Genomic DNA, 23,909 nt, shown 5'->3' on the forward strand with positions numbered 1-23,909 from the left:
ATTCCTTATTCGTAGCGCAGGGCCTGCACCGGATCGAGCCTGGAGGCGCGCCAGGCCGGGAAGATGGTCGCGATGAAGGAGAGCGTCAGTGCCATGACGACGATCGAGATCGTTTCGCTGAGATCCATCTCCGCCGGCAGTTGGCTGAGGAAATAGACCTGCGGATTGAAGATTACTTCGCCCGAGACCCACGAGAAAAACTGACGGATGGATTCGATGTTGACGCAGACGAGCACGCCGAGTAGCACGCCGGCAATGGTGCCGACGATACCGATCGCCGCCCCGGTCATGAAGAAGATGCGCATGATGGCGCCGGCGCTGGCGCCCATGGTGCGCAGGATGGCGATATCGCTGCCCTTGTCCTTCACCAGCATGATGAGGCCGGAAATGATGTTCAGGGCCGCAACCAGCACGATCAGCGTCAGGATCATGAACATGACGTTGCGCTCGACCTGCAGCGCCGAGAAGAAGGTCTGGTTGCGCTGGCGCCAGTCGGTGATGGCAATCTGGCGGCCGGCAGCTTCTTCCACCTTGGGCCTCAGATTGTCGATATCGTCGGGATTGTCGACGAAGAGCTCGATCGACTGCACCAGCCCCTCGGCATTGAAAAAGAGCTGCGCTTCCTCCAGCGGCATGAAGATGATCGAGGAATCATATTCCGACATGCCGATCTCGAAGAGGCCGGAGATCTTGTAGGATTTGACGCGCGGGCTGACACCCATCGGCGTAATGTCGCCGTCCGGCGACGTCAGCGTGATCAGGTCGCCGACGCGAAGACCAAGCTGATCGGCCATGCGGGTGCCGATGAGGACGCCTTCACCGGAGGCATAGCCCACCATGTCGCCCGACTTGATGTTCTCGGAAATCGTCTTGAGCTTGGTCAGATCATCGGCGCGGGCGCCGCGCACCAGCGCGCCGGTACTGCCGCCGGCCTGGGCGGAGGCAAGCACTTGGCCTTCCACCAAAGGCAGCGCCATCTTGACGCCGGGCACAGCTGCGAGCCTGCTGGCAAGGTCGGCATAGTCGGTGAAAGGCCCGTCGACCGGCTGCACGATCATATGACCGTTGATGCCGAGGATGCGCGAGACGAGCTCGGTGCGGAAGCCGTTCATGACAGCCATGACGATGATCAGCGTCGCGACACCCAGCATGATGCCGACGAAGGAGAAGCCGGCGATGACCGAGATGAAGGCTTCCTTGCGCCGGGCGCGCAGATAGCGCCAGGCGACGAGACGTTCGAAGGTGGAAAATGGCTTGCCAGCCGGACCCAAGCCGGATTTTGAACTCCGGTCCACTGCTGCCTCTGCCATTTCGCCTCCGTTTCCTTAAGCCACGAACCTGTTGATTGCCGCTTCGATGGTCATCGTTTCGCGGGCACCCGTCTTGCGGTCCTTTACCTCCACTTCGCCGTTCGCGACCGCGCGCGGGCCGGCGATGATCTGGACGGGCACGCCGATCAGGTCGGCAGTCGCGAACTTCGTGCCGGCCCGGTCGTCGGTATCGTCGTAGAGCACGTCCTTGCCGGCCTTGGTCAGCGCGGCATAGATCAGCTCGCAGGTATCGTCACAGGCCTGATCGCCCGCCTTCATGTTGATCACGACGGCATCGAAGGGCGCGACCGACGCCGGCCAGATGATTCCGTTGTCATCATGCGATGCTTCGATGATGGCGGGAACAAGGCGTGTCGGGCCGATACCGTAGGAACCCATGTGAACGAAGTGTTCCTTGCCGTCAGGCCCCTGCACTTTCGCGCCCATCGCCTCGGAATATTTCGTGCCGAAATAGAAGATGTGGCCAACCTCGATGCCGCGCGCCGACAGGCGGTCGCCTTCGGGAACGGCGTTAAAGGCCGCCTCGTCGTGCATTTCCGAGGTCGCCGCATAGAGCGAGGTCCACTTGTCGAAGATCGACTTCAGACCCTCGACGCTGTCGAAATCGGTGTTGTCGCCAGGAATATCGAAGCCGACGAAGTCCTTATGGCAGAAGACCTCGGATTCGCCGGTATCGGCGAGGATGATGAATTCATGGCTGAGATTGCCGCCGATCGGGCCGGTATCGGCGCGCATCGGGATGGCGCGCAGGCCGAGCCGATCGAAGGTTCTGAGGTAGGCGGCGAACATCTTGTTATAGGAATGCTCCGCCCCTTCGCGCGTCAGGTCGAAGGAATAAGCGTCCTTCATCATGAATTCGCGCGAGCGCATGGTGCCGAAGCGCGGGCGGATCTCGTCACGGAACTTCAGCTGGATGTGGTAGAGGTTGAGCGGCAGGTCTTTGTAGGACTTGACGGAAGAACGGAAAATATCCGTCACCATCTCCTCGTTGGTGGGACCGTAGAGCATCGGCCGATCCTGGCGGTCCTTGATGCGCAGCATCTCCTTGCCGTAGGCATCGTAGCGGCCGCTTTCCTGCCAGAGCTCGGCCGATTGCAGGGTCGGCATCGACAGCTCGATGGCACCGGCGCGGTTCTGCTCCTCACGAATGATGGCGTTGACCTTGTCGAGCACGCGCTTGCCGAGCGGCAGCCAGGAATAGATGCCCTGTGACTGCTGGCGGATCATGCCGGCGCGCAACATCAGCCGGTGGGAGACGATTTCCGCCTCCTTGGGGTTTTCCTTGAGGATGGGCAAGAAATAACGGGACAGACGCATGGCGGATTCCGGACAGTTGAGATCCCGCGGAGAAGCGGAATCGAAGACAATTGTTAATGTCGGGAGCGTTCATAGCCGCTTCGCGGCAGGAAGGAAACCCGCAACGGACCTTGGAAACCTCCCGCACGCGCATGTTCGCACCCGCAAAATGAACGGGCATAAAAAAGCGCGTGTTTATAAGGACTTGAACGAAAATCTTGTCAACAGAAAAATTTTGCTAGGGTGTAGCAAAAATGCAAAAAAAGGTAATGACAAAGCCCAATGTTTGAGCTAGCTTTAGCTCACAAAACAGGCAAGGAAGTTAATTCTTGCCATTTCGCGGTCAAGTCTTGGGAGGATCAGATCTTAGGCGCGCTCGTCGCAGCCCCGGCAACGGTTACAGATCACGCGATACTTAAAACAAGGCTTTTAGCCTTGTTTTTTTTTTGGTTTTTCGGCTTTCTCCATTTCCTAAAAGCCCCTCCTCCTTCACAAGAAAGCAGGCCTCATTACGTTACGGAGCTCTTTGCCGTAACAATATGACATCGGTATGACGGTATACCGTCTGCCGAATTTACATCTGCTCAAACTTTGAGCAAAAGCCGCTTCCTAATAGAAGCTCGGCCCGAATTGTGGAAGAGCATCGAAGCCCCAGCCGAAATAGGTGTCGGAAACATACCAGACGCCGTAGATCACAGCCGAGATCAGCGTCGTCAGTGAAAAGACGAAGCCGGCGCGAAAACGGGTGGGCGCGCTCGGAACGGTGCCAAGCACCACGTCGTTATCCTCGGCCTGGGTGCGCAGGCCGATCGGCAGGACCGCGAAGAGTGTCATCCACCAAATGATGAAATAGACGGCAAATCCCTGGAGAAAAATCTGGAGCATCATGGTTCCCATTCATGCCGGTTCGGCACCGCAGTCTTTGCGCAACTCAAGACGCAAGCCCAGCGCATTGCTGCTGGAATTGCCCTGAAGCATCCTTATACGGCGGAATGGCGGCCAACTCAAAGCGAAGGAAATGTTTGACCACCGTTAGGTCACTCTGCCGCAGCGCTCAGGCCTGTTCGAGTTCGATCAGCGTGCCGAAGAAATCCTTGGGGTGCAGAAAGAGCACCGGCTTGCCATGCGCGCCGGTCTTCGGCTGGCCGTCACCAAGCACCCTAGCTCCTGCCTCGACCAGCCGATCACGAGTAAGAAGAATATCTTCCACCTCATAGCAGATGTGGTGCATACCGCCGGAAGGGTTCTTTTCGAGGAAGGCTGCGATCGGCGAGGCATCGCCGAGCGGCTGCAGCAATTCGACCTTGGTGTTCGGCAATTCGACGAAGACAACGGTGACGCCATGCTCAGGCAGGGCCTGCGGCTCAGAAACGGCAGCACCCAGCGTATCGCGATAGGCGGCCGTCGCCGCGGCGAGATCAGGAACGGCAATGGCGATATGGTTCACCCGGCCGAGCATGATCAGACCTTGGTGACGAAGGCGGTAACGACAGGCTTCTTGCCCCAGGTTTGGTTCGCGGCGGCGCGGACGGCGCGGCGCACGGCTTCCTGCAGCATGTCGATATCCTTGCGGCGGGCTCGCGGAATGCTTTCGATGGCGCCGATCGCCGCGTCGTAGAGCGTATCTTCCATCTCGTCGCCCTCGTCGTCATAAACAGGCAGGCCGATCGAAACGAGATCAGGATCACCGATGATGTCATAGCGCGCATCGAGCACGATGCTGACCGCGACATGGCCGACATAGGAGAGCTTCTTGCGCTCGCCGATGCCCATCTCGTCGAAATCGCCGATCAGCATACCATCCTTGTAGATGCGGCCATGCGGCGCCTCGCCGATCACCTCGACGGGACCGGGCGCCAGCCGCAGGATGTCGCCATTGCGCACGCGCGGCACGACGGCAATGCCGGATTGTTCGGCAAGTTCCTTGTGGGCCGTCAGATGCGTCGCCTCGCCATGCACGGGGACGACGATCTTCGGCCGCGTCCACTCGTACATCCTCTGCAATTCGTTGCGGCGGGGATGGCCGGAAACGTGGACCAGCGCCTCCGTGTCGGTGATGATGTGCACACCCTGTTCGACGAGGCCGTTCTTGATGTCCTGGATCGCCTTCTCATTGCCGGGAATCGCGCGCGAGGAGAAGACGACGATATCGCCGGCCGCAAACGCCACATTGCGCATCTCGTCACGGGAAAGCTTGGCAAGGGCTGCGCGCGCCTCGCCCTGGCTGCCGGTCAGGATGACGACGACCTTGTCGCGCGGGATATACCCGTATTCTTCCTCGGAAATGAAGGGCTTCACGCCTTCCATCAGGCCGATATCCTGAGCGACATCGACGACGCGCTTCAGCGAGCTGCCGAGCAACAGCACTTCGCGGCCGGCCGCCTCGGCAGCTTCGGCAACCGTGCGAATACGCCCGACATTCGACGAGAAGGTGGTGATCGCCACCCGGCCCTCGGCATCCTCGATGATCTTGCGCAGGCTTTCAGACACATCCTTTTCGGAGGGCGAGACACCGTCGCGCAGCGCATTGGTGGAATCGCACATCAGCGCCAGCACACCCTCGTCGCCGAGTTGGCGGAAGCGCGTCTCATCAGTCAGCGGTCCGAGAGAAGGCTCGTGGTCGATCTTCCAGTCGCCGGTGTGGATGACATTGCCGGCCGGCGTGCGGATCATCAGCGACATCGGCTCGGGGATCGAATGGTTGACGGCCACACCCTCGATGCTGAAGGGGCCGACATTGATCGTGTCGCCCGCCTTGAACGGCGTCACCGGCACTTCACCGATCGTTGCCTTCTCGAAATTGCGCTTGGCTTCGAGCAGGCCTGAGGTAAAGCCCGAGGCGAAGACCGGCACGTTGAGGCCCGGCCAGAGATCGGCAAGCGCGCCATAATGGTCTTCATGGGCATGGGTGATGATGATCGCCTTGAGGTTCTTGCGCTCGCTGGCGAGGAAGCGGATATCGGGCAGCACAAGATCGACGCCCGGCAGGTCGGGGCCAGGAAAGGTGACGCCGCAATCGACCATGATCCACTGGCGATGCTCAGGCGGGCCGTAGCCGTAAAGGGCGAGATTCATGCCGATCTCGCCAACGCCGCCCAGAGGCAGGAATACCAATTCGTCCTGTTTCGCCATAATTTTCGTTTTTTCCGCTATCCAAAAAACACATCACCGGCGGCAATAGACATCATCCTGCCAGCGCCGGTATCGAGCATCAACAAGCCATTATCATCAATCCCGGCGAATTGTCCGGAAATCGACCGGTCCGGTAAATTGACCGTGATCTTTTCGCCGATGCCACAGGCGATAGTCCGCCAGCGCTCCGTGATCTCGCCGATGCCGCGGCCCTGATCCCATATATCGAGCACATCGGCCATCGCGGCGAAGAGATGGGCGAAGAGTTCCTCAGGAGAAGTCGCACTCCCCTGCTCGCGCAGGCAGGTGACGGGATAGAGCGGATTATCGGGCATCACCGAGACATTGATGCCGATGCCGACGATCAGCGCGTAGCGCCCGTCCGGCAGCCCCTCGCCTTCGACGAGGATGCCGCAGGTCTTCTTTCGACCAATCAGAATGTCGTTCGGCCATTTGACTTCGAGCGGCTCGGCGCCCGGCGGCAGCACCCTGCGGATCGCCTGGTGCACGGCGACGGCGACCGCCAGCGGCAGGGAGCCAAGGCGTTCCATCGGCGCGGGGTCGATCAGGAGAAGAGAGGCATAGAGATTGCCGCGCTCGGAAACCCATAGTCGGCCGCGACGGCCACGGCCGCCGGTTTGCCTTTCAGCGGTTATCCAGAGATTCCCGCCATCGCCCGACCGAGCCCGGGCGAGGCATTCGCTATTGGTAGACGATGTTTCCGACAGAGCCTCGTGCCGGAAATCGCCGAGCGATATCCGGCGCCGTCCGTCGGAGGCCATCAAAAGAGCGTCGCGGCGGCAAGCGCTGCCGCGCCGCCGATCGGTCCGCCGATCAGAACATAGGCGGTGACGAAGAGGCCGGAGAGACCGAAGACCAGGCGTAACGAGCCGGAGACACGAGCGAATTCGCCGGTCGCTTCATCGAACCACATCAGCTTGATGACGCGCAGATAGTAGTACGCGCCGACGACCGAGGCGAGAACGCCGATGATGGCGAGCGCGTAGAGCTTGGCCTCGATGGCGGCGACGAAAACGAAATATTTCGCGAAGAAGCCGGCGAGCGGCGGGATGCCGGCAAGCGAGAACATCAGCGCCGTCAGCACCACAGCCATGAAGGGGTTGGTGGTCGAGAGGCCGGCGAGATCGTCGACATTCTCGACGACGGTGCCGTCCTTGCGGCGCATCGACATGATGATCGCAAAGGTGCCTAGCGTCATGATCATGTAGATGACCATGTAAAGCATGACGCCGGAAACACCGGTCTGATTGCCGGCGGCAAGACCGACCAGAGCGTAACCCATGTGGCCGATCGAGGAATAGGCCATCAGTCGCTTGATGTTCTTCTGGCCGATCGCGGCAAAGGAGCCGAGCAGCATCGAGGCGATCGAGATGAAGACGACGACCTGCTGCCAGTCCGCCAGAACAGGCTGGAAAGCGGTGATGACGATGCGTGTCATCATCGCCATGGCGGCAACCTTGGGGGCTGCGGCAAAGAAGGCGGTGACCGGCGTCGGAGCACCTTCATACACATCGGGCGTCCACATGTGGAACGGAACGGCCGAAATCTTGAAGGCGATACCGGCAAGAATGAAGACCAGACCGAAGACGAGGCCGAGCGAACGCGCACCCTCGACGGACAGCGCCTGGGCGATCTCCGAGAAATGGGTGTGACCGGTGAAGCCGTAGACCAGCGACATGCCGTAGAGCAGCATGCCCGAGGACAGAGCGCCGAGGACGAAATATTTCAGGCCGGCTTCGGTGGACTTCAGGCTGTCGCGGTTGATCGCAGCGACGACGTAGAGCGCCAGCGACTGCAGTTCCAGTGCGAGATAGAGCGAAATCAGATCGTTGGCCGAGATCATCAGCAAGATGCCGAGGGTCGCCAGCACCAGGAGGACCGGGAACTCGAACTTGTCGAGCTGATTTTCCCTAGCGTGGCCGATCGTCATGAACAGGGCGACCAGCGAACCGATGAGCGCCACCAGCTTCATGAAGCGGGAGAAGCCATCGGCCATATAGACGCCACCATAGGCGAGGCCCTCCGCCGGAACGAAGAGCAGCCACAGGCCGGAGGCCAGGAGCAGGACGATAGCAAGGCCGGTGACGACGGGGCCTGACCGCTCACCCGAGAAGACGCCGACCATCAGCAGGACAAGGGCGCCGACCGCGAGGATGAGCTCCGGCGCGGAAAGATGCAGACTGAGGAGGATTGTTTCAGCGGTCATGTCCAATAAGTCCCGTCATCAATTCATAGACAGCGCAACGTTCTGCGCTGCGTGCACGGCGGCCGTGTAGTTGTTGACCAGCAGATCCACCGAGGCGGCCGTCGCATCGAAGACCGGAGCCGGGTAGACGCCGAAGAAGATGGTCAGCGCGATCAACGGGTAGAGGATCAGCTGCTCGCGTCTGGAAAGATCGAGCAGCGCCTTCAGCTTTTCCTTCTCCAGCGCGCCGAAGATCACCCGGCGGTAAAGCCAAAGGGCATAGGCGGCCGAGAGGATGACGCCGGTGGCGGCAAAGAGCGCGACCCAGGTGTTGACCCGGAAGACGCCCATCAGCGTCAGGAATTCGCCGATGAAGCCCGACGTGCCGGGAAGCCCGACATTGGCCATGGTGAAGACCATCATCGCGACGGCATATTTCGGCATGTTGTTGACGAGGCCGCCATAGGCGTTGATCTCGCGGGTATGGGTACGGTCGTAGACGACGCCGACGCAGAGGAAGAGCGCGCCGGAGACGATGCCATGTGACAGCATCTGGAAGATCGAACCCTGAACGCCCTGCATGTTCGCGGCGAAGATGCCCATGGTCACGTAGCCCATGTGCGCCACCGAGGAATAGGCGATCAGCTTCTTGATGTCGTCCTGCATCATCGCCACCAGTGAGGTGTAGATGATGGCGATGACGGACAATGCGAAGACGAACGGCGCGAAATAATCGGACGCGACCGGGAACATGCCGAGCGAGAAGCGGATGAGGCCGTAGCCGCCGAGCTTCAGCAGCACGCCGGCCAGGATCACCGACCCCGCCGTCGGCGCCTGAACGTGGGCATCCGGAAGCCAGGTATGGACCGGCCACATCGGCATCTTCACCGCGAACGAGGCGAAGAAGGCGAGCCACAGCCAGGTCTGCATCGCCGGCGGGAACTTGTAGGCGAGCAGCGCCGTGATGTCGGTCGTGCCGGCCTGCCAGTACATCGCCATGATAGCGAGCAGCATCAGCACCGAGCCAAGCAGCGTATAGAGGAAGAACTTGTAGCTCGCGTAAACGCGGTCCTTGCCGCCCCAGACGCCGATGATGAGGAACATCGGAATGAGGCCCGCTTCGAAGAAGACGTAGAAAAGCACGATATCGAGCGAGACGAAGACGCCGATCATCATCGTTTCGAGGATGAGGAAGGCGATCATGTATTCCTTCAGGCGCTTCTCGATCGAGAGCCAGCTTGCGAGCACGCAGAAGGGCATGAGGAAGGTCGACAGGATGACGAACAGCATCGAGATGCCGTCAACGCCGACATGGTAGCCGATGCCGGTGCCGAGCCAGTTGTGCTTCTCGATCATCTGGAAGCCCGGATTGGCATTGTCGAAGCCGATCCAGATGAAGAGCGAGACGACGAAGGTGAAGACGGTGGTGATCAGCGAGATCCACAGCACGTTCTTGCGGCCGCTTTCGGTCTCGCCGTTCATCAGCAGCAGAAGCACCACGCCGACGAGCGGCAGGAAGGTGACCGTTGAAAGAATAGGCCAATCGGTCATCAGAAGGAACTCCCGAGCATCATCCAGGTAACGAGCGCCGCAATGCCGATCAGCATGGCGAAGGCATAGTGATAGAGGTAACCGGTCTGCAGACGGACCACGCGGTCGGTGACGGCCACGACGCGGGCGGCCACACCGTTCGGGCCGTAGGTATCGATGACTCCGACGTCACCCTTTTTCCACAGGAAGCGGCCAAGGGCTCGCGCCGTACGGACGAAGAGAAAGTCGTAAAGCTCGTCGAAGTACCACTTGTTCAAGAGGAAGTGGTAGAGCACGCGGTGCTGCTTGGCGAGGATGCGCGGCGTCTGCGGCGAGCGGATATACATGTACCAGGCGGTAACGAAACCGAGCACCATGGCGATGAAGGGGCTCAGCGCCACAAGCGCCGGCACATGGTGGAATTCTTCCACCAGTTCGTTTTCAGCACCCGTGAAGAGCGCACCCTTCCAGAACTCGGCATATTCTTCGCCGTAGAAGCGGCCTTCGAAGATCACGCCCGCAAGCACCGCGCCGATCGCCAGCAAATAGAGCGGAACCAGCATGACCTGCGGCGACTCGTGAACGTGATGCATGACCTCGTGCGAAGCGCGTGGCTTGCCGAAGAAGGTCATGAAGATCAGACGCCAGGAATAGAAGCTGGTGAACAGAGCTGCGATGACCAGCAGCGAGAAAGCGAAACCTGAGACCGGCGAGTGCGAAGCATAGGTCGCCTCGATGATCACGTCCTTGGAGAAGAAGCCGGCAAAGCCGATCGGCGTGAAGGGAATGCCGACGCCAGTGATCGCCAGCGTGCCGATGATCATCATCCAGAACGTCACCTTGATGTGCGGCCGCAGGCCACCCATGTAGCGCATGTCCTGCTCGCCATCGACGGCATGGATGACCGAGCCGGCGCAGAGGAAGAGCAGCGCCTTGAAGAAGGCATGCGTGAAGAGATGGAAGATCGCTGCGCCATAGGCCCCTACCCCGAGCGCCACGAACATGTAGCCGAGCTGCGAGCAGGTGGAATAGGCGATGACGCGCTTGATGTCGTTCTGCACGAGGCCGACGGTGGCCGCGAAGAAAGCGGTGATCGCGCCGATCACGGTGACGACCACGAGCGCATCGTGCGACAGTTCGAATAGCGGCGACATGCGGGCGACGAGGAAGACGCCGGCGGTGACCATGGTTGCCGCATGGATGAGCGCCGAAACCGGGGTCGGGCCTTCCATCGCGTCCGGCAGCCAGGTGTGCAGCAGGAACTGGGCCGACTTACCCATCGCGCCCATGAAGAGCAGCAGGCAGATGCCGGTCAGCGCATGCGCCTTGTCGAGCTGCATGCCGAAGAGGTTGAGGATCACCTCGCTCGCCTCGCCGCCGCCTTCATGCGGAGCGAAATTCGAAGCATTGGCGAAGATCGTGTCGAAACCAATCGAGCCGAACAGCACGAAAACACCGGCAATGCCGAGCACGAAGCCGAAGTCGCCGACGCGGTTGACGATGAAGGCCTTCATCGCCGCAGCGGTTGCCGACGGCTTCTTGAACCAGAAGCCGATCAGGAGATAGGAGGCGAGACCGACGCCTTCCCAGCCGAAGAACATCTGGGCCAGGTTGTCGGCGGTCACCAGCATCAGCATGGCGAAGGTGAAAAGCGAGAGATAGGCAAAGAAGCGCGGACGATGCGGATCGGTGTGCATGTAGCCGATCGAATAGACGTGAACCAGCGTCGAGACCGTGTTGACGACGATCAGCATGACGGAGGTCAGCGTATCGATACGCAGCGACCAGGAGACGTCGATGCCGCCGGACTGGATCCAGCGCAGCACCTCGACCTTGATCGGGCCGCCTTCGGCGTGGCCCATGCCGATCGTGAAGAAGACGATCCAGGACAGGATGGCGGCGATGATCATCAGGCCGCTGGTGACATATTCCGAAGCCTTGGCGCCGATGGCGCGGCCGAACAGGCCGGCGACGATCGCGCCGATCAGAGGAAGGAAGACGATAGCCTTATAGAGGAACATGAGCCACTCAGCCCTTCATCATATTGACGTCTTCGACCGCGATCGAGCCGCGGTTGCGGTAGAAGACAACGAGAATTGCAAGACCGATCGCCGCCTCGGCAGCCGCGACCGTCAGGATGAACAGCGCGAAGACCTGGCCGACGATGTCGTTCAGGAAATGGGAGAAGGCGACCATGTTGATGTTGACGGCAAGCAGGATCAGTTCGACCGACATCAGGATGACGATGACGTTCTTGCGGTTCAGGAAGATGCCGAAGACGCCGAGCGTGAAGAGGATGGCGCTGACCGTCAGGTAGTGGGAAAGTCCGATGACCATGTTCTTTGTTCCTTGACCTGCCTTTAGACGCCCTGCCCCGGCTTGACCGAAACCACCTCGACGGCGGTGGCGGGCGTACGGGAAACCTGCCTGGAAATGTTCTGCCGCTTGATGTTGGTGCGGTGCCTGAGCGTCAGGACGATGGCGCCGATCATGGCAACCAGCAGCACCAGACCGGCGATCTGGAAGAAATAGACGTAGTTCGTGTAGAGCACGTCGCCGAGGGCGGCCGTATTGGTGCGCTCGCTGAGTGCCGGGATCGGCATGGCGACGGACTTGGCAATATCGGGTGAGATGACGCTGCCGCCGATGACGACAATCAGCTCGGCTGCGAGAATGATCCCGATCAGCGCGCCGATTGGCGCATATTCGAGAACACCGGCGCGAAGCTCGGTGAAATCGATGTCGAGCATCATCACCACGAAGAGGAAGAGAACCGCGACCGCGCCGACATAGACGACGAGCAGGATCATCGCCAGGAATTCGGCACCCGCCAGCAGGAAGAGGCCAGCCGCATTGAAGAACACCAGGATCAGGAACAGAACCGAGTGAACCGGGTTCTTCGCCCAGATGACCATGAACGCCGACGCTATCGCGACAAAGGCGAAAAGATAGAAAAATAGAGCCTGCAGACCCATGTTGGTGCCTTTTTCATCTTCCCCCGGGCAGCCGGGAGTTTCCCTGCCCGATGGAGCTTTCCGCGGCGCTGGCCGGCAAAGCTCCTGTGCATATTGACCGCGGGAGGAGCACTCGGGCTCCTTCGCGGCATTTCAAAACGTCAATCAGCGGTACGGAGAATCGATCGCGATGTTGCGGGCGATTTCGCGCTCCCACCGGTCTCCGTTATCCAGAAGCCGCGCCTTGTCGAAATAGAGTTCTTCGCGGGTTTCCGTCGCAAATTCGAAATTCGGCCCTTCGACGATCGCGTCGACCGGGCAGGCTTCCTGGCAGAAGCCGCAATAGATGCACTTCACCATGTCGATGTCGTAGCGCACCGTGCGGCGCGTGCCGTCGTTGCGGCGCGGACCGGCTTCGATGGTGATTGCCTGGGCAGGACAGATCGCCTCGCAGAGCTTGCAGGCGATGCAGCGTTCCTCGCCGTTCGGATAACGGCGCAGCGCATGCTCGCCGCGGAAGCGCGGAGAAACCGGGCCCTTTTCGAAGGGATAGTTGATCGTCGCCTTCTGGCGGAAGAAATAGCGCATCGACAGGAAGAAGGCGCCGACGAATTCCTTGAGAAACAGCGAGTTGATGGAGCTGGACAAGCTTGCCATCTTCAACCTCCAATTTTGCCGGAAACGAGAGCGGACATGATCAAGCCCATCCCATCAGTTTCAGCACGAATGCAACGATGATGACCATGGCGAGCGACAGCGGCAGGAAGACCTTCCAGCCGAGGCGCATGAGCTGGTCGTAGCGGTAGCGCGGAACGAAAGCCTTGACCATCGCGAACATGAAGAACACGAAGCAGGCCTTCAGCATGAACCAGATGATGCCGGGGACCCAGTTGAGGATCCAGATATCGACTGGAGGCAGCCAGCCGCCAAGGAAGAGGATCGTCGTCAGCGAGCACATCAGGCAGACGGCCGCATATTCGCCGAGCATGAACATCATGTATGGCGAGGAGCCGTATTCGACCATGAAGCCCGCGACGAGTTCCGATTCCGCTTCCGGAAGGTCGAAAGGCGGGCGGTTCGTCTCGGCGAGCGCCGAAATGAAGAAGATGATGAACATCGGGAACAGCGACAGCCAGTGCCAGTCGAGGAACGACGCCGGCAGGCCGAGCATGGTGCCGAGGCCGGTATGCTGTGCATTGACGATATCGGTGAGGTTCAGCGAACCGACGCAGAGAAGCACGGTGACGATGACGAAGCCGATCGAGACTTCGTAAGACACCATCTGTGCGGCCGAACGCAGCGCGCCAAGAAACGGATACTTCGAGTTCGAAGCCCAGCCCCCCATGATGATGCCGTAGACTTCGAGCGAGGAGATCGCGAAGATATAGAGGATGCCGACATTGATGTTGGCAATCACCCATCCGTCGGCGAGCGGCACCACCGCCCAGGTGGACAGCGCGAGCAGCACCGTCACCAGCGGAGCAAGCAGGAAGACCGCCTTGTTGGCGCCGGCCGGAATGATCGGCTCCTTGAAGACGAACTTCAAAAGGTCGGCGAAGGACTGGAACAGGCCGAAGGGGCCGACGACGTTCGGGCCGCGGCGCAGTTGCACGGCCGCCCAGATCTTGCGGTCGGCGAGCAGCACATAGGCGATGAAGACGAGCAGGCAGACGAGAAGCAGCAGCGACTGACCGATCATGATGATCGCTGGCCAGACATAGGTCGAAAAGAAAGAATCCATAGTCCCTGCCCTTACTCTGCCGCGACTTTGAGGTTGTTGCGGGCCAATGCCGAGCACTCGGCCATGACAGCCGAGGCGCGCGCTATCGGGTTCGTCAAATAGAAGTCTTTGACCGGCGACGCAAACCCTGACTTGTTCATCTTGCCGGCTTTTTTCGCGACTGCGGCAATTTGGGCGCTATCGGTTTCAGCGATCTCGTCGATGGCGGCGAAATGCGGGAAAGCGGCATAGAGCCGGGCGCGCAATTCGCTCAGCGAATCGAAAGGAAGCTTCTTGCCGAGCACGTCGGAAAGAGCACGGATGATCGCCCAGTCCTCGCGGGCATCGCCCGGCGCAAAGCCTGCGCGGCTGCCCATCTGCACACGGCCTTCGGTGTTGACCCAGGTGCCGGATTTTTCGGTGTAGGCCGCAGCCGGCAGGATGACATCGGCGTGGTGGGCGCCGTTATCGCCATGCGAACCAATATAGACGGTGAGCCTGGCCTTCTTGGCGGTGAAGTCGAGTTCGTCCGCGCCGAGCAGGAAGAGCACATCCATCGCCGTCAGCATTTCGGCGGCATTGACGCCCTTGGCACCGGGAACGAAGCCGAGGTCGAGGCCGCCGACGCGCGAGGCAGCAGTATGGAGAACGGCGAAGCCGTTCCAGCCTTCGACGACCGCGCCGACCGAACCGGCAAGTTTGGCGGCGCTGGCGAGAACGCCGGCGCCGTCGGTGCGCGACAGAGCGCCCTGACCGATGATGATCATCGGCTTGACGGCGTTCTTCAGCACGTCGGCGAAAGCGTGGTTGCCGTCGACCAGATCCTTCAGCGTGTCGGGACCGCCGCCGAGATAATCATAGCTGTAGCGCAGTTCGCCCGGCTCGCCGATCACGCCGATCGGGAATTTACCGCGGCGCCAGCGCTTGCGGATGCGGGCATTGAGAATGGCCGCCTCGAAGCGCGGATTGGCGCCGATGATCAGCAGCGCGTCGGCCTGGTCGATGCCCGCAATCGTCGGGTTGAAGAGGTAGCTTGCACGGCCGAGCGACGGATCGAGTGCCGCCCCATCCTGGCGACAGTCGAGATTCTCCGATCCCAGCGACTTAACCAGTTCGGACAGCGCGTACATTTCTTCGACCGAGGCGAGATCGCCAGCAATCGCGCCGATCTTGTCGCCCGAGGTGGCGCTGACGGCGGCCTTGATGGCGCCGAAGGCCTCGGCCCAGGTGGCCGGCTGAAGGCGGCCGTCGCGGCGGACATAGGGCCGGTCGAGGCGCTGGGTCTTTAGGCCGTCCCAGATGAAGCGGCTCTTGTCGGAGATCCACTCCTCGTTGATGACCTCGTTGACGCGCGGCAGGATGCGCATGACCTCACGGCCGCGGGTGTCGACGCGGATCGCCGAACCCACGGCATCCATGACGTCGATCGATTCGGTCTTGTTCAACTCCCAGGGGCGCGCGGTGAAGGCGAAGGGCTTGGAGGTGAGCGCACCGACCGGGCAAAGGTCGACGACGTTGCCCTGCAGCTCGGAGGTCATCGCCTGCTCGAGATAGGTGGTGATCTCGGCATCCTCGCCGCGGCCGATCAGGCCGAGTTCGGAAATGCCGGCGACCTCGGTCGTGAAGCGGACGCAGCGCGTGCAATGGATGCAGCGGTTCATCACCGTCTTGACGAGCGGGCCGATATACTTGTCCTCGACGGCGCGCTTGTCTTCCTGATAGCGCGAGGTGTCGATGCCGAAGGCCATCGCCTGGTCCTGGAGGTCGCATTCGCCGCCCTGGTCGCAGATCGGGCAATCGAGCGGATGGTTGATCAGCAGGAACTCCATCACGCCTTCGCGGGCCTTCTTGACCATCGGCGTGTTGGTGAAAACCTCCGGCAGTTCGCCGTTCGGGCCGCCGCGAATGTCGCGAACGCTCATGGCGCAAGAGGCCTGCGGCTTCGGCGGGCCGCCCTTCACTTCAACAAGGCACATGCGGCAGTTGCCGGCGACCGACAGACGCTCATGGAAGCAGAAGCGCGGAACTTCGGCGCCGGCGTCTTCGCACGCCTGCAACAGCGTGAAATGATCCGGAACTTCGATCTCGTTGCCGTCAATCTTCAGTTTTGCCATCGTCGCTCAGTCCTGTTTCCCGTTTGCCTGAAGACGGCAAACAAACCCATTTTTGCAACAGTCTCATTGCCAAGCCGGATCTTTCGTCCTGCTGGCAGCTGATGTTGCCAAATTCTCTGTCGCGCGTTCCAGATCTGAAACCCGCACCGGCATCTTGGCTCGAGGCCCCCGCCCCTCCGCCGATCTGCCCGTCTTCCGGCCGCCTGATACGGCCGGACATTTCATTTCTTCCTGCGGCCCCGCCCTGCCAGAACCTTCGCCTGGCCGGCCCAGTCGTCGCGCGCGATACGGCCGTTAACGCCGAGTTCGGCGTCGAGCCGGGCAATCTCCTCGTCGCTCCAGGCGGCGATCTCGGCAAAGCTGCGAATGCCCCGGGCATTCAGCACTTCTTCCAGTTTCGGACCGATGCCGGCGATCAGCTTCAGATCGTCGGACTTCCTCGTCCGCACCGCCGGCTTTGCCTTCACGGCAGGCGTCGGCCGGCTGGCCACCGGTTCGCTGGCCGGCTTGACCACCGTCAGTTTCGGCCCTGCCTTCTTTTCCGCTACCGGCTTGGCAACAGTCTTGACGTCACCGCGGATGTTCTCCGGCCGGACATCGACCTCCGGCGCCGGTTCTTCCGGCGGCGTGTCGTCGAGGACTGCGGCAAGCTTGCCGGTCGTTTCCAGAGCGCTCTGGAAGGCTCCAAAGAAAGCGCCCGCCATCTGCGTCGAAAAACCGAAGCCGATCGCGGTTGCGGCGGCGAAGGCGGCAGCGGGATGCGCCATCAGCGGATGCACGGGCATTGCCCGTGCATTTTCCAGCACCTCGGCGGCAAGACGGCCGAAGCCAGCCGCGAAATCCGCCGCCTCTTCCCTGTTCCTGCCGCTGGATGCCTTGTCCGCCATGATTATTCAGCCGCCTCCAGAACCGCACCGTGATCGAGCGCGCTTGCCGTATACTGGTCGATGCGCTTTTCGATCTCCGGACGGAAATTACGGATCAGACCCTGCACCGGCCATGCGGCGGCGTCGCCAAGCGCACAGATGGTGTGGCCTTCGATCTGCTTCGTCACCTGGAACAGCATGTCGATTTCACGCTTCTGGGCATTGCCCTTGGCCATGCGCTCCATCACGCGCCACATCCAGCCGGTGCCTTCGCGGCAGGGCGTGCATTGGCCGCAGCTCTCATGCTTGAAGAAGGCGGAGATGCGGGCGATCGCCTTGATGACGTCGGTGGACTTGTCCATGACGATCGCGGCGGCCGTGCCGAAGGAAGAGCCGACGCCGCGCAGGCCGTCGAAATCCATCGGGCAGTCGATGATGTCCTTGGCCGGAACGATCGGGCAGGATGCGCCGCCCGGAATGACGGCGAGCAGGTTGTCCCAGCCGCCGCGGATGCCGCCGGCATGGCGGTCCACCAGCTCGCGGAAGGTGATGCCCATTTCCTCTTCGACGGTGCACGGCTTGTTGACGTGGCCGGAGAGCATGAACAGCTTAGTGCCGACATTGTTCGGACGGCCGATGGCCGAGAACCAGCCGGCGCCGCGGCGCAGGATCGTCGGCGCAACGGCAATCGATTCGACGTTATTAACAGTCGTCGGGCAGCCGTAGAGACCCATATTGGCTGGGAACGGCGGCTTCAGGCGCGGCTGGCCCTTCTTGCCTTCCAGGCTTTCGAGCAGCGCGGTCTCTTCGCCGCAGATGTAAGCGCCCGCGCCGTGATGGACGAAGATATCCATGTCCCAGCCGAGCTTGTTGTTCTTGCCGAGCAGGCCATAGTCATAACACTCGTCGATCGCCGCCTGCAGCGCTTCGCGCTCGCGGATATATTCGCCGCGCACATAGATGTAGGCGGCATTGGCGCCCATGGCGAAGCTCGCGACGACGCAGCCTTCGATCAGCGTATGCGGATCGTGGCGCATGATGTCGCGGTCCTTGCAGGTGCCGGGCTCGGATTCGTCGGCATTGACGACGAGGTAGTGCGGGCGGCCGTCGCTTTCTTTCGGCATGAAGGACCACTTCAGACCTGTGGGGAAACCGGCGCCGCCGCGACCGCGAAGGCCGGATGCCTTCATCTCGTTGATGATCCAGTCCCTGCCCTTTTCCAGGATCTGCTTGGTGCCGTCCCAGTGGCCGCGGCTCATCGCGCCTTTCAGGGATTTGTCCTTGAGGCCGTAGATGTTGGTAAAGATGCGGTCTTTATCTTGTAACATGCTTCACCTCTTACCGCGGCTTCTTGCCGAAGACCTTGATATATTCCGCTTCGCCGCCCTTGGCGAGCGCCTTGGCCTGCTTGACCCAGTCGTCGCGCTCGATGCGGCCGCGGAAATTCAGGTAGCCATCGACCCAATCGCGTTCGGCTTTCTTCCAGCCTGCCACCTGCGCAAAGGTGAAGATGCCGATTTCGTTCAACGTCGCCTCGATCTTCGGGCCGACGCCCGAGATCATCTTCAGATCATCCGGTGCGGCAGGCTTTTCGATGCCGGCCGGGCGATTCTTGTCGGTCAGGGCAGGCTTCGCCGCCGGAACGGCCTCGGCCTTGACGGCCGGGACAGGCTCGGCAGCCGCGGTGCCGGAAACCGGCTGCTCCTCGGCAGCCTTTGCGTTCTTCGCTGCCGCCTTCGGTGCCGTTGCCGGCGTTTTCAAAGCGACATTGGTTTCCGCATCTGTGCTCTTCGGGCGGGCAGCCTCCGATGGCGGAACCGGAGCAGCGTCGACAGGGGCCGACACGGTTTCGGCATCGGCCTTCTTGGCGCGCGTTTTCGCCTTCGGCTCTTCCGTCGTCAGCGAAGTCGGGCCGCCTTCAGGCGCGGAGAATATCCGGTCGATCTGGGTGCCCGGCTTGATGCTTGCGCCGTTGCCGGCGGCAAAGGTGTCGATAATCTCTTCCAGGCGCGCCGGCGTCAGGTCCTCGTAGGTGTCCTTGCCGATCATCACCATCGGTGCGTTGACGCAGGCCCCGAGACATTCGACCTCTTCCCAGGACAGCGTGCCTTCGGCATTGCGCTCGAAGGCATGGGCGTGGATCTTGCTCTTGCAGACCGACATCAGCGCTTCGGAGCCGCGCAGCATGCAGGGCGTGGTGCCACAGACCTGGACATGGGCGCGCGTGCCGACGGGATGCAGCTGGAACTGCGTATAGAAGGTCGCGACCTCGAGCACTCTTATGTAAGCCATGTCGAGCATGTCGGCGATTTTCTCGATCGCCGCGCGCGTGACCCAGCCGTCCTGCTCCTGCGCCCGCATCAACAGCGGAATGACCGCCGATTGCTGGCGGCCGGCGGGGTATTTCTGGATCGTCTTGTCCGCCCAGACCGCATTTTCATCGCTGAAGGCGAATGCGGCAGGCTGAAATTGATCTTCGGCTAATCGACGAACGGACATTCTTCCTCACGCCTTGTCAGTTTAGGGTTCCACACCGCGACGCAGTCAAGGACTGCATCTCGCAGGCATAGGCCGACTGGTCTTTCTGCATAAACACTACGAATTTGCCGCCGTTCGGAACGGCAGCCTTGATCTGATAGCCCTTGGACAAAAGCTCGCCCATGGACGATTGCGCTGCCGGCGGCGTCACTTCCTTATGCCCCAACGGCGTGCCGAGGGTGTCGGCCTCCTGAGCCGAAACTCCGGATGCCGAAAGAAGAAGCGCGACGACGAGCGGCAGACGCTGCATCAGCGGTCCACCTCGCCGAAGACGATGTCGAGCGAGCCGAGAACGGCCGCGACGTCGGCAAGCTGGTGACCGCGGCACATGAAATCCATCGCCTGGAGATGCGCATAGCCCGGGGCGCGAATCTTGCAGCGATACGGCTTGTTGCTGCCATCGGAGACGAGATAGACGCCGAACTCGCCCTTCGGCGCCTCGACGGCGGCATAAACCTCGCCGGCCGGCACATGATAGCCTTCGGTGTAAAGCTTGAAATGGTGGATCAGCGCTTCCATCGAGCGCTTCATCTCGCCACGCTTCGGCGGCACGACCTTGCCGTCGATCGACGAGAAAGGACCGGTCTTCGCATCCGACAGCAGGCGGTTGACGCACTGCTTCATGATGCGCACCGATTCGCGCATTTCGATCATGCGGATCAGGTAGCGGTCGTAATTGTCACCGTTCTTGCCGATCGGAATGTCGAATTCGAGATCGGAATAACATTCGTAGGGCTGGGCGCGACGCAGATCCCAGGCGGCACCCGACCCGCGCACCATGACGCCGGAGAAGCCCCAGGCCCAGCAATCCGCCAGGGACACGACGCCGATATCGACGTTGCGCTGCTTGAAGATGCGGTTGCCGGTCAATAGGTCATCGATGTCGTCGAGTGCCTTCAGGAAGGGGTCGCACCAATCGCCGATATCCTGCACGAGCTTTTCCGGCAGATCCTGGTGGACGCCACCCGGACGAACATAGGCGGCATGCATGCGCGAACCCGAAGCGCGCTCATAGAATACCATCAGCTTTTCACGCTCTTCGAAGCCCCAGAGCGGTGGCGTCAGCGCACCGACGTCCATGGCCTGCGTCGTGACGTTCAAGAGATGCGAGAGGATGCGGCCGATTTCCGAATAAAGAACGCGGATCAGCTGGCCCCGGATCGGGATCTGGATGCCGAGCAGCTTTTCGACGGCCAGGGCATAGGCATGTTCCTGGTTCATCGGCGCGACGTAATCGAGGCGATCGAAATAGGGCACGGCCTGAAGATAGGTCTTGGTCTCGATCAACTTCTCGGTGCCGCGGTGCAGCAGCCCGATATGCGGATCAACCCGCTCCACAATTTCGCCGTCAAGCTCCAGGACAAGACGAAGAACGCCGTGCGCCGCCGGATGCTGCGGTCCGAAATTGATGTTGAAGTTGCGGACGTTATGTTCTGTCATGGCGATGGGCTCGCGTTCTCAGATAACCAGTGAGTGGTAGGCACAAGCCCACCAGCCGCCTTGAATTTATTGCTTCGCTTTTTCATCGCCGGGCAGCACGTAATCAGTACCTTCCCAGGGCGACATGAAGTCGAAATTTCGGAATTCCTGCTTCAATTCTACCGGCTCATAAACGACGCGCTTTGCCGCGTCGTCGTAGCGAACTTCGACGAAACCTGTCGTCGGGAAGTCCTTGCGCAGCGGATGGCCTTCGAAGCCGTAGTCGGTCAGGATGCGGCGCAGGTCCGGATGGCCGGTGAAGAGCACGCCGTACATGTCCCAGGTTTCGCGTTCGAACCAGTCGGCGCCCGGATAGACGGCGCAGGCCGAGGGAACGGGCGTATCCTCATCAGTCGCGACCTTGACGCGGATGCGCAGGTTCTGCTTCGGCGACAGCAGATGATAGACGACGTCGAAACGGAGTTCGCGCTGCGGCCAATCGACCCCGCAAATATCGATCAGGTTGACGAAGCCGCATTTGGCGTCGTCACGCAGGAAAGTCAGCAGCGCGATCAGGTTTTCACCCGTCGCCGTCAGCGTCAGCTCGCCATACTTCATCTGCGAGGCGGCAATCAGGTTGCCGCGCGCTTCGCCAAGATAGGACGCAAGCTCAGTCAGGGCTTCACTCATATGCCTTGTCCTTAACCCTTAGCGTTCGATCGTGCCGGTGCGCCGGATCTTCTTCTGCAGCAGAAGCACGCCATAAAGCAGCGCCTCCGCCGTGGGGGGACAGCCCGGCACGTAGATATCGATCGGCACCACGCGGTCGCAGCCGCGCACCACCGAATAGGAATAATGATAATAACCGCCGCCATTGGCGCAGGAGCCCATCGAGATGACGTAGCGCGGCTCAGGCATCTGGTCATAGACCTTGCGCAGAGCGGGCGCCATCTTGTTGGTCAGCGTGCCGGCGACGATCATGACGTCGGACTGGCGCGGCGAAGCGCGCGGCGCAAAACCAAAGCGCTCGACGTCGTAGCGCGGCATCGACAGCTGCATCATCTCGACGGCGCAGCAGGCAAGGCCGAAGGTCATCCACATCAGCGAGCCGGTACGGGCCCAGTTGATCAGTTCGTCGGTCGAGGTAACGAGAAAACCCTTGTCGGCGAGCTCGTTGTTGATCTCGCCGAAGAAGGCGTCGTTGCTGCCGATCGGCTTGCCGGTTGAGGGATCGATGATCCCCTTCGGCTGCTGGGCGACGAGCGGCTGATTGCTCACAGGGGTCACTCCCATTCCAGGGCTCCCTTCTTCCATTCATAGATAAAGCCGATGGTCAGCACCAGGAGGAAGACCATCATGGACCAGAAGCCGAACCAGCCGATGGCGCCGAAGGAAACGGCCCAGGGGAAGAGGAAGGCGACTTCGAGGTCGAAGATGATGAAGAGGATCGACACGAGATAAAAGCGGATGTCGAACTTCATGCGAGCGTCGTCGAAAGCATTGAAGCCGCATTCGTAAGCCGAGAGCTTTTCCGAATCGGGCGCTTTGAAAGCCACGGCGAACGGCGCAATGAGCAGAGCCAGGCCGATGACAAGCGCGATACCAATGAAGATAGCGATCGGAATATAGGAACTGAGCAGTTCAGTCATCATGTTCATCCTTGCTTGCCGGAGGCGCCAGACGGCGCATTTGGGCAATTGCCCGGCAAGCGAACGTGCGTTGCAACAAGCCGTGGTTAGCGCAGCCGAAGCCCCGGCGCAAGACTTTTACAGAGGCAATTCGACGCGTCGCGCGCGGACATTATCAAGCAGATGCAACGATGTCGCGACAAATCCGCAGAAGCTGATTCAAGCTGCATGCCTGACCCCTGGAAACTGCATGGCTTTCGGAAGAGAATGGCGCGAGTGACGGGGCTCGAACCCGCGACCTCCGGCGTGACAGGCCGGCACTCTAACCGACTGAGCTACACCCGCGCATAACAGACGGAAGAACCGGATGGCGGCGGATGTCGCCGGCTTGGAAATGGCGCGAGTGACGGGGCTCGAACCCGCGACCTCCGGCGTGACAGGCCGGCACTCTAACCGACTGAGCTACACCCGCACTTCATTTTCAAGCAATCCGGATGCCTTCGCACCCTCACCAAAACGGCTGCCCGTTTCGATGAGCGGCTAACTACGGGGTTCGTCTTTTAGTGTCAAGCAGGTTTGGAGACAAAACCATGACAGTCGTTGAATTGTTTCGTCAAAGCCCCGGATGGAGATTGAAAAACGGGCGATTCCAAAGTCCGCAGCCGTGCTGAAGCATGACCGAAGCCGCACGCATCGGCAAAATGCATATGCGGATCGCCTTCCCCTCCCCTTTATCCACAGCCGGCCGCACCCAACGGGCAGGGCAAGGAGCAAGACCGCCACCAAAAAAATCAAAAAATCTTCACAAACACTCTTGCGGTTTTGCCGCGATCCGCATAGATCACGGCCACCAACGCGGCAGGCCGATGCGGCTTCGCTAGCGATGGGCGATTAGCTCAGTTGGTAGAGCGCCTCGTTTACACCGAGGATGTCGGGAGTTCGAGTCTCTCATCGCCCACCATTTTTTCCCTTTCAATGACAAATACCTCGGCGGTATCGCGGCTACCTCGTCACCATATCCGGAATTCCGGATGGTCGACTGATACATCCGGATCGACGCGCGCAAGGCGCCACCCCCAATACCAAATGCGGCGCGCCGTCTGGAATAAGCGTCCACCAGAACGGACTACTTCCGGTCGCCCGGCACCTCCTATTGGGCGAATGGATGGGGGCCG

The 23,909-nt window shown here is 60.8% G+C and carries 23 protein-coding genes and 3 tRNA genes; 1 reads left to right on the top strand and 25 read right to left on the bottom strand.

Translation table 11 applies throughout. From position 1 onward, the window contains the following. Window positions 1–5: 5 nt before the first annotated feature. The 25 genes from ATY77_RS14610 to ATY77_RS14725 form a co-directional block, all read right to left on the bottom strand. Window positions 6–1,310 (bottom strand): lipoprotein-releasing ABC transporter permease subunit, encoded by a 1,305-nt coding sequence (locus ATY77_RS14610; RefSeq protein ID WP_088687899.1) that lies wholly within the window; start codon window positions 1,308–1,310, stop codon window positions 6–8. A gap of 15 nt (window positions 1,311–1,325) precedes the next feature. Next, the gene (proS, locus tag ATY77_RS14615) at window positions 1,326–2,648 is read right to left on the bottom strand and encodes a proline--tRNA ligase (RefSeq protein ID WP_088677247.1); all 1,323 of its coding nucleotides are present in this window, start codon (window positions 2,646–2,648) and stop codon (window positions 1,326–1,328) included. Window positions 2,649–3,236: 588 nt separating this feature from the next. After that, window positions 3,237–3,512: a DUF1467 family protein gene (locus ATY77_RS14620; protein WP_088688227.1), complete on the bottom strand. Its 276-nt coding sequence runs from the start codon at window positions 3,510–3,512 to the stop codon at window positions 3,237–3,239. A gap of 169 nt (window positions 3,513–3,681) precedes the next feature. Continuing rightward, window positions 3,682–4,086: a methylmalonyl-CoA epimerase gene (gene mce / locus ATY77_RS14625; RefSeq protein WP_088687900.1), complete on the bottom strand. Its 405-nt coding sequence runs from the start codon at window positions 4,084–4,086 to the stop codon at window positions 3,682–3,684. A gap of 2 nt (window positions 4,087–4,088) precedes the next feature. Next, on the bottom strand, window positions 4,089–5,759 hold the full coding sequence (locus tag ATY77_RS14630; RefSeq protein ID WP_088687901.1) for a ribonuclease J: 1,671 nt from the start codon (window positions 5,757–5,759) through the stop codon (window positions 4,089–4,091). A 17-nt stretch (window positions 5,760–5,776) separates the two neighbouring features. Then, window positions 5,777–6,541 carry a biotin--[acetyl-CoA-carboxylase] ligase gene (locus tag ATY77_RS14635; protein WP_088687902.1) on the bottom strand — a complete coding sequence of 255 codons (765 nt, stop codon included), beginning with the start codon at window positions 6,539–6,541 and terminating at the stop codon, window positions 5,777–5,779. Continuing rightward, window positions 6,541–7,986, bottom strand: coding sequence for an NADH-quinone oxidoreductase subunit NuoN (gene nuoN, locus ATY77_RS14640; RefSeq protein ID WP_088677243.1), 1,446 nt, complete (start codon window positions 7,984–7,986; stop codon window positions 6,541–6,543). The genes ATY77_RS14635 and nuoN overlap by 1 nt, the downstream gene beginning before the upstream one ends. Window positions 7,987–8,004: 18 nt before the next feature. Continuing rightward, entirely contained in the window at window positions 8,005–9,516 is a 1,512-nt protein-coding gene (locus tag ATY77_RS14645) for an NADH-quinone oxidoreductase subunit M (RefSeq protein ID WP_088687903.1), read from the bottom strand. After that, window positions 9,516–11,516: an NADH-quinone oxidoreductase subunit L gene (nuoL, locus tag ATY77_RS14650; RefSeq protein WP_088687904.1), complete on the bottom strand. Its 2,001-nt coding sequence runs from the start codon at window positions 11,514–11,516 to the stop codon at window positions 9,516–9,518. Before nuoL ends, ATY77_RS14645 begins: the two co-directional genes overlap by 1 nt. Window positions 11,517–11,523: 7 nt before the next feature. Further along, on the bottom strand, window positions 11,524–11,832 hold the full coding sequence (gene nuoK, locus ATY77_RS14655) for an NADH-quinone oxidoreductase subunit NuoK (RefSeq protein WP_010066755.1): 309 nt from the start codon (window positions 11,830–11,832) through the stop codon (window positions 11,524–11,526). A 23-nt stretch (window positions 11,833–11,855) separates the two neighbouring features. Then, complete coding sequence (locus ATY77_RS14660; RefSeq protein WP_088677240.1) at window positions 11,856–12,470, bottom strand: NADH-quinone oxidoreductase subunit J; 615 nt, start codon at window positions 12,468–12,470, stop codon at window positions 11,856–11,858. A 144-nt stretch (window positions 12,471–12,614) separates the two neighbouring features. Then, the gene (gene nuoI, locus ATY77_RS14665; protein ID WP_008521873.1) at window positions 12,615–13,106 is read right to left on the bottom strand and encodes an NADH-quinone oxidoreductase subunit NuoI; all 492 of its coding nucleotides are present in this window, start codon (window positions 13,104–13,106) and stop codon (window positions 12,615–12,617) included. 40 nt (window positions 13,107–13,146) lie between these two features. Then, a complete protein-coding gene (gene nuoH, locus ATY77_RS14670; RefSeq protein WP_085736875.1) occupies window positions 13,147–14,190 on the bottom strand; it encodes an NADH-quinone oxidoreductase subunit NuoH in 1,044 nt (347 codons plus the stop codon). An 11-nt stretch (window positions 14,191–14,201) separates the two neighbouring features. Then, complete coding sequence (gene nuoG, locus ATY77_RS14675; RefSeq protein ID WP_088687905.1) at window positions 14,202–16,283, bottom strand: NADH-quinone oxidoreductase subunit NuoG; 2,082 nt, start codon at window positions 16,281–16,283, stop codon at window positions 14,202–14,204. Beyond that, a complete protein-coding gene (locus ATY77_RS32525) occupies window positions 16,264–16,503 on the bottom strand; it encodes a hypothetical protein (RefSeq protein WP_141103937.1) in 240 nt (79 codons plus the stop codon). Before ATY77_RS32525 ends, nuoG begins: the two co-directional genes overlap by 20 nt. 1 nt (window position 16,504) lies before the next feature. Continuing rightward, complete coding sequence (locus tag ATY77_RS14680) at window positions 16,505–17,170, bottom strand: 5' DNA nuclease (RefSeq protein WP_088687906.1); 666 nt, start codon at window positions 17,168–17,170, stop codon at window positions 16,505–16,507. 2 nt (window positions 17,171–17,172) lie between these two features. Beyond that, complete coding sequence (nuoF, locus tag ATY77_RS14685) at window positions 17,173–18,477, bottom strand: NADH-quinone oxidoreductase subunit NuoF (RefSeq protein WP_003558451.1); 1,305 nt, start codon at window positions 18,475–18,477, stop codon at window positions 17,173–17,175. Between the two features lie 10 nt (window positions 18,478–18,487). Then, entirely contained in the window at window positions 18,488–19,648 is a 1,161-nt protein-coding gene (locus ATY77_RS14690) for an NADH-quinone oxidoreductase subunit E (protein ID WP_088687907.1), read from the bottom strand. A gap of 16 nt (window positions 19,649–19,664) precedes the next feature. Then, the gene (locus ATY77_RS14695) at window positions 19,665–19,937 is read right to left on the bottom strand and encodes a hypothetical protein (protein ID WP_088677234.1); all 273 of its coding nucleotides are present in this window, start codon (window positions 19,935–19,937) and stop codon (window positions 19,665–19,667) included. Then, window positions 19,937–21,127 (bottom strand): NADH-quinone oxidoreductase subunit D, encoded by a 1,191-nt coding sequence (locus ATY77_RS14700; RefSeq protein WP_088677233.1) that lies wholly within the window; start codon window positions 21,125–21,127, stop codon window positions 19,937–19,939. Before ATY77_RS14700 ends, ATY77_RS14695 begins: the two co-directional genes overlap by 1 nt. Before the next feature lie 66 nt (window positions 21,128–21,193). After that, entirely contained in the window at window positions 21,194–21,796 is a 603-nt protein-coding gene (locus ATY77_RS14705; RefSeq protein WP_088687908.1) for an NADH-quinone oxidoreductase subunit C, read from the bottom strand. A gap of 18 nt (window positions 21,797–21,814) precedes the next feature. Further along, window positions 21,815–22,399 carry an NADH-quinone oxidoreductase subunit B gene (locus ATY77_RS14710; protein ID WP_008521904.1) on the bottom strand — a complete coding sequence of 195 codons (585 nt, stop codon included), beginning with the start codon at window positions 22,397–22,399 and terminating at the stop codon, window positions 21,815–21,817. Then, window positions 22,390–22,755: an NADH-quinone oxidoreductase subunit A gene (locus tag ATY77_RS14715; protein ID WP_008521906.1), complete on the bottom strand. Its 366-nt coding sequence runs from the start codon at window positions 22,753–22,755 to the stop codon at window positions 22,390–22,392. The genes ATY77_RS14710 and ATY77_RS14715 overlap by 10 nt, the downstream gene beginning before the upstream one ends. A gap of 247 nt (window positions 22,756–23,002) precedes the next feature. Then, a tRNA-Asp gene (locus tag ATY77_RS14720) sits at window positions 23,003–23,079 on the bottom strand. A gap of 50 nt (window positions 23,080–23,129) precedes the next feature. Continuing rightward, window positions 23,130–23,206: transfer RNA gene (locus ATY77_RS14725), tRNA-Asp, on the bottom strand. Window positions 23,207–23,619: 413 nt separating this feature from the next. Between ATY77_RS14725 and ATY77_RS14730 the strand changes: the two genes are divergently transcribed. After that, a tRNA-Val gene (locus ATY77_RS14730) sits at window positions 23,620–23,695 on the top strand. Window positions 23,696–23,909 lie beyond the last annotated feature (214 nt).

The organism is Rhizobium sp. R634, assembly GCF_002211305.1.
Classification (GTDB): domain Bacteria; phylum Pseudomonadota; class Alphaproteobacteria; order Rhizobiales; family Rhizobiaceae; genus Rhizobium.